The sequence below is a fragment of the Actinomadura litoris genome, from assembly GCF_009733595.1.
In the GTDB taxonomy this organism is placed as follows: domain Bacteria; phylum Actinomycetota; class Actinomycetes; order Streptosporangiales; family Streptosporangiaceae; genus Spirillospora; species Spirillospora litoris.
On sequence record NZ_WOFH01000013.1, the window covers coordinates 115,276 to 128,353 of the forward strand.

General features: G+C 71.9%; 13 protein-coding genes. 6 read left to right on the top strand and 7 right to left on the bottom strand.

Annotation, left to right across the window (positions count from 1 at the left end; genetic code table 11):
* Positions 1-89 precede the first annotated feature (89 nt).
* Both GNZ18_RS31515 and GNZ18_RS31520 read left to right on the top strand, forming a co-directional pair.
* Positions 90-2,114 carry a phosphocholine-specific phospholipase C gene (locus GNZ18_RS31515; protein ID WP_156220292.1) on the top strand — a complete coding sequence of 675 codons (2,025 nt, stop codon included), beginning with the start codon at positions 90-92 and terminating at the stop codon, positions 2,112-2,114.
* A gap of 80 nt (positions 2,115-2,194) precedes the next feature.
* Positions 2,195-2,620 (top strand): DUF6069 family protein, encoded by a 426-nt coding sequence (locus tag GNZ18_RS31520; RefSeq protein ID WP_156220293.1) that lies wholly within the window; start codon positions 2,195-2,197, stop codon positions 2,618-2,620.
* On the opposite strand, the gene GNZ18_RS31525 is transcribed toward GNZ18_RS31520, so the two are convergent.
* The 3 genes from GNZ18_RS31525 to GNZ18_RS31535 all read right to left on the bottom strand — a co-directional run bounded on the left by GNZ18_RS31525 (position 2,583) and on the right by GNZ18_RS31535 (position 5,936).
* Positions 2,583-3,590 carry an adenylate/guanylate cyclase domain-containing protein gene (locus GNZ18_RS31525; RefSeq protein WP_156220294.1) on the bottom strand — a complete coding sequence of 336 codons (1,008 nt, stop codon included), beginning with the start codon at positions 3,588-3,590 and terminating at the stop codon, positions 2,583-2,585. The genes GNZ18_RS31520 and GNZ18_RS31525 overlap by 38 nt on opposite strands.
* 50 nt (positions 3,591-3,640) lie before the next feature.
* Positions 3,641-5,236, bottom strand: a complete 1,596-nt coding sequence (locus GNZ18_RS31530; RefSeq protein WP_156220295.1) for a sigma factor — start codon at positions 5,234-5,236, stop codon at positions 3,641-3,643.
* 211 nt (positions 5,237-5,447) lie between these two features.
* Positions 5,448-5,936 carry a SigE family RNA polymerase sigma factor gene (locus GNZ18_RS31535; protein ID WP_214615832.1) on the bottom strand — a complete coding sequence of 163 codons (489 nt, stop codon included), beginning with the start codon at positions 5,934-5,936 and terminating at the stop codon, positions 5,448-5,450.
* A gap of 341 nt (positions 5,937-6,277) precedes the next feature.
* Here GNZ18_RS31535 and GNZ18_RS31540 point away from each other — a divergent pair, with 341 nt between their 5' ends.
* Both GNZ18_RS31540 and GNZ18_RS31545 read left to right on the top strand, forming a co-directional pair.
* The gene (locus GNZ18_RS31540; protein WP_312874860.1) at positions 6,278-7,273 is read left to right on the top strand and encodes a hypothetical protein; all 996 of its coding nucleotides are present in this window, start codon (positions 6,278-6,280) and stop codon (positions 7,271-7,273) included.
* Positions 7,273-8,115, top strand: coding sequence for a MauE/DoxX family redox-associated membrane protein (locus GNZ18_RS31545; RefSeq protein ID WP_156220297.1), 843 nt, complete (start codon positions 7,273-7,275; stop codon positions 8,113-8,115). The genes GNZ18_RS31540 and GNZ18_RS31545 overlap by 1 nt, the downstream gene beginning before the upstream one ends.
* Positions 8,116-8,157: 42 nt before the next feature.
* Here GNZ18_RS31545 and GNZ18_RS31550 read toward each other — a convergent pair whose 3' ends face one another.
* The 3 genes from GNZ18_RS31550 to GNZ18_RS31560 form a co-directional block, all read right to left on the bottom strand.
* Entirely contained in the window at positions 8,158-8,346 is a 189-nt protein-coding gene (locus GNZ18_RS31550) for a hypothetical protein (protein WP_156220298.1), read from the bottom strand.
* Between the two features lie 251 nt (positions 8,347-8,597).
* Positions 8,598-9,782, bottom strand: a complete 1,185-nt coding sequence (locus tag GNZ18_RS31555; protein WP_443611951.1) for an ATP-binding protein — start codon at positions 9,780-9,782, stop codon at positions 8,598-8,600.
* 229 nt (positions 9,783-10,011) lie between these two features.
* Positions 10,012-11,025 (bottom strand): pirin family protein, encoded by a 1,014-nt coding sequence (locus GNZ18_RS31560; RefSeq protein ID WP_156220299.1) that lies wholly within the window; start codon positions 11,023-11,025, stop codon positions 10,012-10,014.
* A gap of 205 nt (positions 11,026-11,230) precedes the next feature.
* On the opposite strand from GNZ18_RS31560, the gene GNZ18_RS31565 reads away from it, so the two are divergent.
* Complete coding sequence (locus tag GNZ18_RS31565; RefSeq protein WP_156220300.1) at positions 11,231-11,692, top strand: MarR family winged helix-turn-helix transcriptional regulator; 462 nt, start codon at positions 11,231-11,233, stop codon at positions 11,690-11,692.
* A gap of 40 nt (positions 11,693-11,732) precedes the next feature.
* On the opposite strand, the gene GNZ18_RS31570 is transcribed toward GNZ18_RS31565, so the two are convergent.
* Positions 11,733-12,161, bottom strand: a complete 429-nt coding sequence (locus GNZ18_RS31570; protein ID WP_156220301.1) for a hypothetical protein — start codon at positions 12,159-12,161, stop codon at positions 11,733-11,735.
* Positions 12,162-12,325: 164 nt separating this feature from the next.
* Here GNZ18_RS31570 and GNZ18_RS31575 point away from each other — a divergent pair, with 164 nt between their 5' ends.
* Positions 12,326-13,060 (top strand): M15 family metallopeptidase, encoded by a 735-nt coding sequence (locus GNZ18_RS31575; protein WP_156220302.1) that lies wholly within the window; start codon positions 12,326-12,328, stop codon positions 13,058-13,060.
* Positions 13,061-13,078 lie beyond the last annotated feature (18 nt).

Consider the following 13,078-nt stretch of genomic DNA (forward strand, 5'->3'; position numbering starts at 1 on the left):
TCCTGTGGCGTTCGCGTACGCGTCGCGGGGTGTTCCCCGGCACCTGCTGCTCTGGTGCCCCTCAGTCGCTCCAGAAAGGCACCCCGGCCATGGCTGAACTCGATCGGCGGCGTTTTCTGCAACTGGCAGGCGGGACGGCGGCGCTCTCGGCGCTGCCCGAGAGCATCGCGCGGGCGGAGGCGATCCCCGCGCACCGGCGTACCGGCACCATCCGCGATGTCGAGCACATCGTCGTCCTCATGCAGGAGAACCGGTCCTTCGACCACTATCTCGGCGCGCTGCGCGGGGTTCGGGGCTTCGGCGACCCCCGGCCGGTGACGCTGCCGAACGGCAGGACGGTCTGGCACCAGCCGGACGGCGGCCGGGAGGTGCTGCCGTTCCGCCCGGACGCCGACGACCTCGGGCTCCAGTTCATCCAGGGCCTCAACCACGATTGGACCGGTGGGCACAAGGCGTGGAACCAGGGAAGGTACGACCAGTGGATTCCCGCCAAGGGAACGACGACGATGGCGTATCTGACGCGCAAGGACATCCCGTTCCACTACGCGCTGGCGGACGCGTTCACGGTGTGCGACGCCTACCACTGCTCGTTCATCGGGAACACCGACCCGAACCGCTACTACATGTGGACGGGATACACGGGCAATGACGGCAAGGGCGGCGGCCCCGTCCTCGCCAACGATGAGCGCGGTTATGACTGGACCACCTATCCCGAGCGGCTGGAGCAGGCCGGGGTGTCGTGGAAGGTCTACCAGGACGCGGGCGACGGCCTCGACGCCAAGGGCTCATGGGGTTGGACGAACGATCCGTACATCGGCAACTACGGCGACAACTCGCTGCTCTACTTCAACAGGTACCGCAACGCCGCCCCGGGCGATCCGCTGTTCGAAAAGGCGCGGACTGGCACGAACGCCAAGGCCGGTGACGACCTGTTCCGCATTCTCCGCTCAGATGTCCAGAACGGAAGGCTCCCCCAGATCTCGTGGATCGCGGCGCCCGAAGCCTTCAGCGAGCACCCGAACTGGCCCGTCAACTACGGCGCCTGGTACATCGCGAAGGTGCTGGACGCGCTGACCGCCGATCCGGAGGTGTGGAGCAGGACCGCCCTGCTCATCACCTACGACGAGAACGACGGCTTCTTCGACCACGTCCCGCCGCCCTATCCGTCCGACTCGCGGGAGCGGGGCGGCTCGACGGCCGACATCACGACGGAGATCTACCCGGGGTCGTCCACGTACGCGCGCGGGCCGTACGGGCTGGGGCAGCGCGTTCCGATGTTCGTGGTGTCGCCGTGGAGCAAGGGCGGCTGGGCGTGCTCGCAGGTGTTCGACCACACGTCCGTCATCCGGTTCATGGAGCGGCGTTTCGGCGTCCGGGAGCCGAATATCTCGCCGTGGCGGCGCGCCATCTGCGGTGACCTCACCTCGGCGTTCGATTTCGCGCGCCCGGACAAGCGGCCCGCGACGCTGCCCGACACCAGCCGTTACGCGCCCAAGGACCACGACCGGCACGAAGACTACGTGCCCAAGCCGCCGGCGAATCCCGCTCTCCCCAAGCAGGAGCCCGGTCTGCGTCCGGCGCGGCCGCTGCCGTACACGCCGTCGGTGGACGGAAAGGCCGCCGGCAACGAGTTCACCCTCCGCTTCTCCTCGGGCAGCGGCGAGGGAATCTGCTACCTGGTGACCTCGGCGAACCGGACGGACGGCCCGTGGAGCTACACCGTCCACAATAGGCGGACGTTGACGGAGACCTGGAGCACCGGCGGCGCCTACGAGTTCTCGGTGTTCGGCCCCAACGGGTTCCTCCGCCGGTATTCGGGCGAGGGCGCCGGGCCCGAGGTGTCGGTGCATCACAGCGGCGGCTCGCTCCACCTCGTCCTGGTGAACAACGGACGGACGTCCCGCCGCCTCACGGTCAGCGACGGCTACAACGACCGCTCGGTGAGCTACTCGATCCGGCCGGGCGGGCGCGCCGTCCACCGCGTTCCCCTGCGCCGGACCGGTTCCTGGTACGACGTGTCCGTGACCTGTTCCGGCGACGCGTCCTTCCTGCGGCGGCTGGCCGGTCATGTCGAGGACGGCAGGCCGAGCACCACCGATCCCGGGATCGGCTGAGAAATCTTCCGGCGCGATGTCGCGAACGCGGCGTCCGGTTCGACCTATGTGTGCAGCAACCCTCTGAGAAGGAGCCCATCATGCACGCAGGAACCGCCGCCGCCGTCCGCGACCTCCCCCTCTGGCTGGTCGGAGCCGTCGCGGGCGCCGCGGCCTGCGCCGCCACCGAGGTGTACGGCCTGGTCGCGCGGGTCGCCGGCGTCCCGATGGAGGCCGGGAGCATCGGCGCCTCGACCGCCGACCCGGTCACCGTCGGGATGTTCGCGATGGGCACGGTCATCGGCACCGTCCTCGGCACCGTCCTGGCGCTGGTGCTCGCGCGCTACGCGTCCCGTCCGGCCCGGATCTTCGTGATCGTCACCGTCGCCCTGGCGGCGCTGTCGCTGGTCAGCCCGCTCGCGGCCGGCGACACCGCGATCTCGACCAAGGTCATGCTGGCGCTCGCGCACGTGCTGGCGGCGGCGATCGTCATCCCGATGATCGCGCGCCGCCTCGCCCGTTCGTGACCGCGCGCCGCAGCAGGCGGGGGCGGACCCTGCCGAGCCCCTGGAGCGGGCGGGGACGCAGGTCCGTCACGTCGTACCCGCCGGACGGGAGCGCCGCCGCCAGCGCGCCGTCGACCAGCACCGTCCCCGCGCGGGCGGTCGCGGTGAGGCGCGCGGCCAGGTTGACCGGCGTGCCGAAGACGTCGCCGAGGCGCTGGATGACCTCGCCGTAGGCCATCCCGACACGGACCTTGGGGACCTCGGGGTCGGCGTTGAAGCGCTCGGCGATCCGCAGGCCGATCTCGGCGGCGGCTCCCGGGTCGGACGCGACGAACAGCACCTCGTCGCCGAGGGTCTTGACGACGCGTCCGCCGTGCTCGGCGACGGCCTCGGCGGCCGTGGACTCAAAGCGCTCCACGAACGCGGCCAGCGCGTCGCCGTCCAGGCGGCGGCTGAGCTGCGTGAACGAGACGACGTCGGCGAATCCGACCGAGAGCCAGGCGACGCCCGCGGCGGGGTCGGCGCTCGCCGACGCGGTCGTCGCGGCGGCGCGCATCCCGGCGGCGGCGAGTTGGCGCCGCCAGCCGTGCAGCAGCAGGCGCTCGAACGCCGGGCGCAGCTCGCCCGTGGCGGCGAGCGCGGCGGCGACGTCGGCGGTGGCGGCCTCGCCGAGGCGCTGGAGCCACACGTCCCCGAGCCAGCTCGCGAGCCGTCCCATCGTCTGCCCGACCGCGCGGGCGAGCTGGAGCACCATCTCCTCGTCGATCAGGTCGTCCCGGAGGAGGTCCTTGATCTCGCGGAGCGCGTCGGCGTCGCCGTCGGTGAAGGCCACCTCGTCGTCCGGCGGCGTGGGGAAGCCGAGGGCCTGCCAGATGCGGCGCGCGTAGTCGTCGGACACGCCGCTGAGGCGCTCGACCTCCGCGCGCGTGTGGCGGAGCGGGCCGCCGAGGAGGATCTCCTCGATGTCCTGGGGACGGCCGTCATGTGTCATCAGTCGATGTAACACCAGCGCGCGGGACGATCACCAGCCGCCCCGGCGGATCACAGGATGCTGGCGCCCCACACGACGCTCACGGTCTGCTCGGTGCCCTCGGCGTCCGTGAACGTGAGCGTGCCGCGTCCGGGCAGCCCGATCAGCGTGGTGTGCAGGGTGAGTGTCAGCTCGCTCGTCCCGTCCTTGGGCATGCCGCCCTCCGTCTGCGACAGCGTGATCCGCTCGCTGGAGGAGCCCGCCGTCCAGGTGACCGGGCCGCTCTTGGCCGCGAGCCGCACGGTGGCGGTCTTGGTCCCGTACAGCTCGACCTTCGCGGGGGAGACGAGGAGGTCGCCCGGCCCCTGCTGCGGGGGGTCGGACGAGGGAGGCGGCGTCGGCGAGGGGCCGCCGGGCGCCGTCGACTCCTGCCCCTCCGTCCCCTGCCGGAGGGTCGGCGACCCCGCGCCCGGACCCGGCACGACGGGCGCCGGCTGCCCCTGCCCCTGCCGCTTCGGCTCGCGCGGGTCCCGGCCGGGGCTCGGGCCGCTCGACGGGACCTGGTGGGTGATGGACGGCTGCGGACGCGTCCGCAGCGGCGGCCACGACAGCGGGTCGCCGCCGAGGCCCGGCCCCATGACGAACACGGCCACGAGCGCGGCGACCAGCGCGCCCGCCATCCCGCCGCCGGTGATCAGCCACTTGCGGGTGAACGGCGAGGGCACGTCCGGCTGGCTCGGCAGCCCCTCGGGCGTGAGCGTGCCGCCGCGCGCGGCGATGTCCGCGCGGTATCCGGCCAGCTCGGGGTCGGTGGCGGTGTGCATGACGCGGTGCCGGAGCGCCGCCGGGAGCACCGGCGCGGGCGCCCTGCCGAGCAGCGCGGCGGCCCGCACCTGCGCGCGCCTGCGGCAGTCCGGGCACTGGGCGATGTGCGCGTCGAGCACCGGGTCGCCGGACGACTCGGGGATCTCGCCGCGCCGGTGGGCGGTCCGCCAGAGCGCGCCGGACCGCGGGCCGCGGCGGTGGGGGACGGGTTCGCGTAGGGCGGGGGCGGCGTCCGTGCCACCGGCGGCACAGGCGGCGACGGCGTTGTGCAGCTCGTCGGCGACCGCGGCCTCCAGCGCGTCCCCGCCCCGCCGGATCCGCAGCGCCGCCCGCCGGGTGGACAGGCCGAGCGCGGCCCCGAGCCTGGTCGGACGCAGGCCGTGCCGGAAGGCCAGCACCACGACCTCCTGGTCGACCGGCTCCAGCCGCGCCATGCCCGCGCGGAGCAGCTCGTGCAGCTCCTCCGACGGCGGCCACTCGTCGTCGGGCTCGCCGGTGCCCGCGCGGTCCATGAACGGGGCGTCGGGGAACTCGGCGTCCGGGTCCCAGTAGGGCTCCTCCGCGCGTCCCTCGCGAAGGCACCGGCGCCGGGACGCGCCGTACAGCCACGAACTCAGATGCAGATGGTCGCGCATGCGCGGCGCGCGGCGGCAGGCGTCGATGAAGGTGTCGTGGACGATGCCCGACGCGGCCTTCTCGTCCCCCGTCATCGACAACGCGTAGTCGTAGAGGCGCTCCCCGTACTCGTCATAGAGCGCGGCGAGAGCGGCCTCGTCGCCTTCGTTCAGCCCTTTGACCAACCTGCGGTCGGCCACGGGCTCGGAGGGGGACACCCTGGGCATTCACGCTCCCGGCAACGGCGTGGAAGTCCGCCCCAGTGGGGTCGTCCGGACACTCGGCCCACCCTGCATACACCCGACCACCCCTTAACCACCACAAGATCGCCAAAATCGACATGGACGATGACAGCGGGATCAATCCCCGCCCCACAGCGTGACCGTTCAACCAACGCACCGGCGAGCCCTGCGGCGCCCACCCGGACGCGCAAGGGGGTTACCCGACGGTGTCGTCGTTGCGCAGGCGGGTCATCGCCCGGGAGACCGTGCTCTTCACCGTTCCCACGCTGACGCCGAGGATTTTGGCGATCTCGGTCTCGGACATGTCCTCGTAGTAGCGGAGCATGACGGCGAGGCGCTGGCGTTCGGGGAGGCGGCGGAGGGCGCGGGTCAGGACGTCGTGGAGTTCGCTGCGGCGGGTGTGGTCGTCCACGGGGCGGTCGGGCAGTTCGTCGGTGGGATAGATCTCCAGTTTGCGGCGGCGCCACCAGGAGATCTGCGTGTTGACCATGGCGCGGCGGACGTAGCCGTCGACGGCGGCGCGGTCGTTGATGCGGTCCCAGGCGAGGTAGGTCTTGGCGAGGGCGGCCTGGACGAGGTCCTCGGCCTCGGCGCGGTCGCTGGTCAACTGGGACGCGGCGCGCAGGAGCGCGGGGCCTCGGTCGGCCATGTACTCGCGGAACTCCTCGTGGCGCGTCCTGTTCACGTCATCACCGAGCCAGGGGTTGTGGAGCGGCGCCCCGCCGGACCTTTCTGGATCTTGACTGCGCGTGCTTCCGGTACAGTTGACGATCTCAGCCCGAGCGTAATTGTGGGCCTACTAAAACCATAATTTCGGGTCAACCAGTGCATAATTTACAACCGACGTCTATGCATCGTCCCCCGCCGAACGACTTATCGCGACAAATCCGTCGACTGCGAGGTCACGGCGCGTGAAGCTTGACTCGCCGTCCTAACTACCGTGACCGAGTCAAGATCGATGCCGGAGTCCCCGCCATGCCGCTACCCCGCCCTCGTGGAGCAAGGCGCCGCCGACACCGTGAGGCCGTGTTCGGAGGGGCCCCCGCCCTCCGCTCCGGCCTGCCGGAGAGATCGGATCCCGCGCTGGAGGTCACCACCGGGATGATCTTGGACGCGAGCCCGCACCTGCTCGTGCTGCGCACCGCCGACGGCGAGGCGCGGCTCCCGATGACCGATGCCACCAGGATCTGGCATGGCGGGCGCGGGGGCCTCGCCGCGCTGCGTCCGGGACGCGAGGTGATCGTGCGGCCGAAGGCCGACGGGCTCGGCGCCGACCGGGTGTGGGTGGACATCGCGCGGGTGACCGGCACGATCCTGGCATGCGGGGACGACACCGTGGACGTCGACATGGGCCCCCATCGCGGACGCGCGCACGTGGTGATCCCCCCGCATGCCCTCGGACGGGTGCTGGTCCGCCATCCCCGGCTGGAGCCCGGCTACCTGATCGACGTGGTGTGCGTGCGGTCCGCCGGAGGACCGCAGGCGGTGCGTCCCGGTACCTCCCAGCCGGGGTACCGTGCCGACGATCTCGCCTCCCCTGAGGCGTCCACGCCCGTCCCGGACGTGCTGCACGGGACGGCGACCTGGTTCGGCGACGTGGCCACCCGCGGCGGCACCTGGCCCGACGCCGGGCAGAGGGGGTCCGACGTCGGCCAGGTGCCGGGGGGCTTCGGGGCCGCCTATCCGGCGGTCGATCCCGAGGGGGACGGCGGCGGGTGCCCGGACGCGCCGTCCGGGTGCGTGGCGCTCCCCTACCTCTCGCTCGGCAGCGAGGTCACCGTCCACAACGAGTGCGGCGGACGGACCGCCACGGTGCCCGTCGTGGAGTGCGGCTGCGTGGCCGCCCGGTACTGCGACCGGTGCGTGGAGTGCGGGACGTCGCCGCGCGGGCGCATCGCCGAGCTGACCCCGGCCGCGTTCGTCGCCCTCGGCGGCGACCTGGAGGCGGGCTGCTTCAACGCGGTCGTGCGGCCCCACGTCCCGGCGGCGACCGCGGCCTCGGCCGGGGGGAGGGCGCGGTAATGGTGACCTCGATCCAGAACACGCAGGTCCTGCTGCTGGCGACCGTGCTGCTGGCCGCCTGCCTGGCCAAGCTGATGATCCGCGAACGCGCGCTGGACGTCCCCGACCACGTGCACGGGGTCCCGGTGCCCGCCGGGCTGACGGCGCTGCGCCGCAGCCGGGGGCTGAACGTGGGCCTCGGGCTCGGCGAGGGCCTGCTCGGCCTCGCGCTGCTGGTGACCTCGCACGTGTCGGTGCGGCTGGCGACGACGGTCGCGTTCGCCGCGGCGACCTGGGTGGTCGGCGAACTCCGGGCGCACCGGCCGGACGCGGGGTGCGGCTGCTTCGGCGGGCTGAGCGGCAAGCGGGTCGGTGTGCGCACCGTCCTGCGGGCCGTGCTGTTCACCGCCGCCGCCGTCGCCTCGCTCGGCGCGCCGCTCGCGGGGCTCCAGGTGCTGCGCGACGTCCAGGCGCAGGTCGGGGTCGTGCTGCTGGCGGAGCTGGCGCTGTTCGCGGCGCTGTCCCCCGAGCTGTCGGCGCTGCTGGAGCGGGGCGGGTTCGCGCCGGGGCGGGGCCGGCCGCCGATGCCGTGCGAGCGGCGGCGCAGCCCGATCGCCGAGACGTACGCGACGCTCTATGAGAGCGGGGCGTGGGCCGAGCACGAGAACCTGGTCTCCAGCGCCCTGCCGCTGGACGTGTGGCGCGAGGGCTGCTGGCGGTTCGTCGTCTTCCCGGCCCGGGTGGACGGGCGCGACACGGAGATCGTGTTCGCCGTGTCCACCGGCGAGCGCGACCGGGTCGTCCTGTCGGCGTTCGCGCAGCCCGAGGAGGCGGGCGCGGGCCCGCTGTCCGCGGTTCTCTAGCCGTTTCTTGGACGCGTCCAAGAAACGGCTAGAGAACGCTCGTCACCAATCCTCGTCCTCGGCGCGGATGCCGTCGTCTCCGTGGGGCGGCTCGTCGTCGCGGGACGCGAGGCGGCCGTCGCCCATCGTGTCCTCGTCGCCCATGCTGCCCACGGAGTACGACATCGCGTCCCCGGTCGAGTACTCGTCGTCCGGGTCCTTGTTTCGGTACTTGTACTGGTCAATGGTCATGTTTCCCCCCGCGTCACCTTCGCCATACCCACCTGGCCCGGCGCGACGCCCCACCGGGGTCTGCTGCTCTATAAGCCTTGATAGCAAAAACGCTAGAAATACTTAGAAAGACCCAGAGGCATGCCAAGGAGAATCTACGACTATCTACGTCCAGAGCTAGAGAGTCGAATATTCACCGGGCGCGCGAGCGTCGATGCGACTTTCTACGGCCTTCTAGCCGGTCGTCTAGAGGGCCGTAGAGAGCGGTAGGGCTAGGCGGGCTGGGAGCGGAGGAACTTGCCGAAGTGCGGCACCGTGAACGCGACCATGCCGCGCTCGGCGCTGTAGATGAGCCCCTTCTTGATCAGGCCGTCGCGGGCGGGGGAAAGGCTGGACGGTTTGCGGCCGAGCTCGTCGGCCACGGCGGCGGTGGGCACGGGGTCGTCGCCGAGCCCGGCCATCGCGCGCATGTAGTCGCGCTCGGCCGGGGTCGCGCGCTCGTAGCGGCTGCCGAAGAAGCCGACCGCCAGCTCGCTCTCGGCCTCCGGGGCCGCGACCTTGATGTCGTCGGCGGTGATCGGGGTGTCGGGCGCGACGTCCCAGACGACCTTGGCGTAGGCCTGCACGAAGTAGGGGTAGCCGTCGGCGGCGCCGTACAGCGCGTCGAGGGCGTCCTCGGTGAAGGTGACCTCCTCGCGCTCGGCCGGGGCCAGCAGCGCGACGTCGGCCGACTCGCGGTCGAGCCGGTCGATGCGGGCGTAGCGGAACAGCCGCTCGGAGTAGGACTTGCTCGCCGACAGGACGGCCGGCAGGTGCGGCAGCCCCGCGCCGACCACGATCAGCGGGCCGCCGACCTGCGACAGCTCGTGGCAGGCGGCGCACAGCGCGGAGACGTCGTCGGCGGGGATGTCCTGCATCTCGTCGACGAACAGGGCGATCCCGACGCCGACGTCGGTGGCGACGGACGCGGCGTCCACGAACAGCTCGGTGAGGTCGATCTCCAGGTCGCCGGAGTCGGCCCGGCCGCGCGAGGCGGGGACGTCGATGCCCGGCTGCCAGCGGTGCACCCGGGCCTTCGACCTGCCCGACGGCTCGGGCCCCGCCTGCGCGAACGCCTTCAGCACGCCGAGGAACCCCTCGATGCGGTCGGGCGCGCGGTGCCGGGGCGCGAGCTCGCGGACGGCCATGTGCAGCGCGGAGGCGACCGGCCGCCGGATCGACTGGTCGGGCCGGGCCTCGATCTTGCCCGTCCCCCACAACCGCTGGATCGCCATCGACCGGAACGCGTTGAGCAGGACGGTCTTGCCGACCCCGCGCAGCCCGGTGATGATCATGCTGCGCTCGGGCCGGCCGCGGGCCACCCGTTCGAGCACGACCTCGAACTGCTTCAGCTCGCGGTCGCGTCCGGCCAGCTCCGGGGGTCGCTGCCCGGCTCCGGGGGCGTAGGGATTGCGCACGGGGTCCACGCTCTCGGACTCTATGAGGCGATATAGCTGCGGCCGTAGATTTGCGTAGAAACCGCTGCGGCGTGTCGCGTGCGGCTCCTGCCGCCGGCACCGCGCCGTGGCCACCGTCGCCACCATGCCGCCTCCCGGGCGAACGCGCTGAGATCGAGCAAGTCGAATCTCTGTTCGACCATTCGAACACAGTAGCGCACGCCCGCCCGGTCCGTCAGCCGGACTCCGGTCACGGCGTGAGCGGCTCGTCCTCGGAGGAGCGGTGCGGGATCGCCTCGGCCGGGATCGTCCCCATCCGTCCGGCCTGGAAGTCCTCGAACGCCTGGACGATCTCCTCGCGGGTGTTCATGACGAACGGCCCGTAGCGGGCGATCGGCTCCCGGATGGGCAGGCCGCCGAGGACGAGGATCTCCCAGCCGTTCGCGCTCGCCTGCGGCTGCTCGGCGGCGGCGCGGACGACCAGCCCGTCCTCCGAGCCCTGGTGGTGGGAGCCCCCGAAGATCGCGAGCTGGCCCTCCTCCACCGGCGCCTCCTCGACACCGGCCGTGCCGCGCCCGGACAGGACGTACACCAGCGCGTTGAACTCGCGCGGCCACGGAAGCGTCAGGCGGCCGCCCGGGGCGACGGTCGCGTGCAGGTAGTTGATCGGCGTGTAGGTCACGCCAGGCCCGTCGAACCCCGCGAGCGAGCCCGCGATGATCCGGACGAGGGACGAGCCGTCGTCGGCCGCGAGCAGCCGGACGTCACGCGCCTTGATGTCCTGGTAGCGCGGCGGGACCCACTTCTGCGAGCGGGGCAGGTTGACCCACAGCTGGACGCCGTGGAACAGGCCGCCCTTGGCGACGAGGTCCGGCGGCGGCTGCTCGATGTGCTGGATCCCGGACGCGGCGGTCATCCACTGCGTGGCGCCGTCGGCGATCAGGCCGCCGCCCCCGGTGGTGTCCTGGTGCTGGAACGCGCCGTCGATGATGTAGGTGACGGTCTCGAACCCCCGGTGCGGATGCCACGGGGTGCCCTTGGCCTCACCGGGCGCGTACTCGACGGCGCCCATGTGGTCCAGGAGCAGGAACGGGTCGGCGAGGGACAGGTCGATCCCCGGGAACGGGCGGCGGACCTGGAAGCCCTCCCCCTCCACGTGGCGCTTGGCGGTCACGACCTTGGCGACGCGGCGCCAGCCGGTGCCCTCCTCGGGGAGTCGGGGCAGGCGGGGCAGGGTCAGCGGGTCGGCCATCACGGCGGGCATGGGGTGCCTCCCATCGGTTCCGTGCCGTCCTCTCGGGCGGCTCGACCGCTCCGGGGCGGAGCGTTCATCCGTCCCCAACCTAGTTGATGGTTCAACTATTTCCGGAGCAGGGCGCCGGTTGCGGTAGCGTCGTCGGCACGGGGATCCCGCCACGATCCGTGAGCAAACTAGTTGAAGCTTCAACTTTTATCGTATAGTGGACCCCATGAGCGAACCACGCTGGCTCGATGCCACCCAGCAGCGCGATTGGCGGGCCTACGTGGACGGCAGCGTCCGGCTCACCGAGATCATGGACCGCGACCTCAAGGCCAAGCACGGGCTGTCGGTCTCCGAGTACGAGATCCTCGTCCGGCTGTCGGAGGCCCCCGAGCGGCGGCTGCGGATGGCCGAACTCGCCGCCAACGCCAGCCAGTCGCGCAGCCGGCTCTCCCACACCTGCTCGCGGCTGGAGTCCAAGGGCCTGGTCAGGCGCGACAGCTGCCCGAGCGACAAGCGCGGCGTCATCGCCGTGCTGACGGCCGAGGGCTTCGCGGCCCTCGAACGGGCCGCGCGCGACCACGTGGAGACCGTCCGGAACCACTTCATCGACGTGATCGAGCCGGACGACCTGGAGGCCATCGGGCGCGCGTTCACCGCCGTCCTGAAGAAGATGACCGGCGGCGCCTGACCGCCGCGACGATCACAGCGCGAGGATCACAGCGCGACGATCACAGCGGGACGCTGAGGCCGGTCAGGAAGCCGACCGAGACCAGCGTCAGGAACACCCACGCGATCATCATCCCGAGCCCGAACGCGCGCCACCGCCCGCCGACCTTCACCACCAGCAGCCCGCCGAGCCCGAACGCGAGGACGAGCAGCGTCACGAACTGCGGCGCGAGGCTCTGCCGACGGCTCATCATCAGCGGCGCCCACATCATCAGCGCGTCCACGAACGTGAAGATGCCGAAACCCGCCGCCAGCGCGCCGACGTCGCGGCCGACGAACTCCCGGGTGCGCTCCGCGAGGTCCTGCGCCCGCTCGGAACTCAGCCGCAGGCGCGGCTGCCCCTGCGCCGCCTGCTCGACCTCCACGCTGTGCGCCACGGCGAAGATGTCGTCTTCGAGGCTCGGGAGGTCGCTCCCGTCCGAATCCGCCATGCCCGCTCCCCTAGGCCGGTGGTCGTCGCCGGATGACATGCCCGGCGTACGGACGAGTTCACGGCGCGTCCGCCCCGGCCCCGTCTCGGCGGAAACGCCCTCCCTCGAACGGTAGCGAATCAAGGGTCCGACGCGAAGGGCACCCGACGTGCGATCCTGCGAACATGCCAGGCAGAGGGCCCCTTCGCAGCATCGCGTTCGCCGCCGTGTTCCTGACCGCGTCGTCCGCCGCGACCGGTTGCGGACGGGGATCGGACGAGTCCCACGAGAGCGGGTCGCCGAGCCCGTCCAGCCCACCGGGGACGGCGGCCTCCCCGTCCCCGACCCCGACCGCGTTCAGCGCGCGGGTCAAGCGGGTCACGGCCCGCGACCTGAAGTACTCCTGGCGCAAGGGCTGCCCGGTCGCCCCGTCCGGGTTGCGGATGATCGAGATGACCTATTGGGGCATGGACCGCAAACCCCATCCGGACGGGAGGCTCGTCGTCAACGCCAAGGCGTCGGGCGACCTCGTCAAGGTGTTCAGGAAGCTGTACGGCATGCGCTACCCGATCAGGCGGATGGAGCCCGTCGACGTCTACAAGGGCAGCGACTTCGACTCGATCGAGGCGGGCAACACCTCGGCGTTCAACTGCCGCAACGCGACCGGCTCGACCTCGTTCTCCCAGCACGCCTACGGCCTCGCCGTCGACCTCAACACCTGCGAGAACCCCTACGTCTACGCCGACGGGCACGTCGCGCACAAGGACTGCCGCAAGTACCGGAACCGCAAGAACGACGACCCGGGCGTCATCCACGCGGGCGACAGGGTCGTCAAGGCGTTCGCGTCGATCGGCTGGGGCTGGGGCGGCGAGTGGAGCGGCGCCAAGGACTACCAGCACTTCTCCAGCTCGGGCCGCTGAGGGTCCGCTGAGGGGTCC

What these genes read in the sequence shown, in the direction of transcription:
- GNZ18_RS31565 (WP_156220300.1), top strand. Translation starts at nt 11,231, where the DNA reads ATGAGCGAACCACGCTGGCTCGATGCCACCCAGCAGCGCGATTGGCGG.
- GNZ18_RS31525 (WP_156220294.1), bottom strand. Translation starts at nt 3,590, where the DNA reads ATGACACATGACGGCCGTCCCCAGGACATCGAGGAGATCCTCCTCGGC.
- GNZ18_RS31520 (WP_156220293.1), top strand. Translation starts at nt 2,195, where the DNA reads ATGCACGCAGGAACCGCCGCCGCCGTCCGCGACCTCCCCCTCTGGCTG.
- GNZ18_RS31550 (WP_156220298.1), bottom strand. Translation starts at nt 8,346, where the DNA reads ATGACCATTGACCAGTACAAGTACCGAAACAAGGACCCGGACGACGAG.
- GNZ18_RS31560 (WP_156220299.1), bottom strand. Translation starts at nt 11,025, where the DNA reads ATGCCCGCCGTGATGGCCGACCCGCTGACCCTGCCCCGCCTGCCCCGA.
- GNZ18_RS31575 (WP_156220302.1), top strand. Translation starts at nt 12,326, where the DNA reads ATGCCAGGCAGAGGGCCCCTTCGCAGCATCGCGTTCGCCGCCGTGTTC.
- GNZ18_RS31515 (WP_156220292.1), top strand. Translation starts at nt 90, where the DNA reads ATGGCTGAACTCGATCGGCGGCGTTTTCTGCAACTGGCAGGCGGGACG.
- GNZ18_RS31570 (WP_156220301.1), bottom strand. Translation starts at nt 12,161, where the DNA reads ATGGCGGATTCGGACGGGAGCGACCTCCCGAGCCTCGAAGACGACATC.
- GNZ18_RS31545 (WP_156220297.1), top strand. Translation starts at nt 7,273, where the DNA reads ATGGTGACCTCGATCCAGAACACGCAGGTCCTGCTGCTGGCGACCGTG.
- GNZ18_RS31530 (WP_156220295.1), bottom strand. Translation starts at nt 5,236, where the DNA reads ATGCCCAGGGTGTCCCCCTCCGAGCCCGTGGCCGACCGCAGGTTGGTC.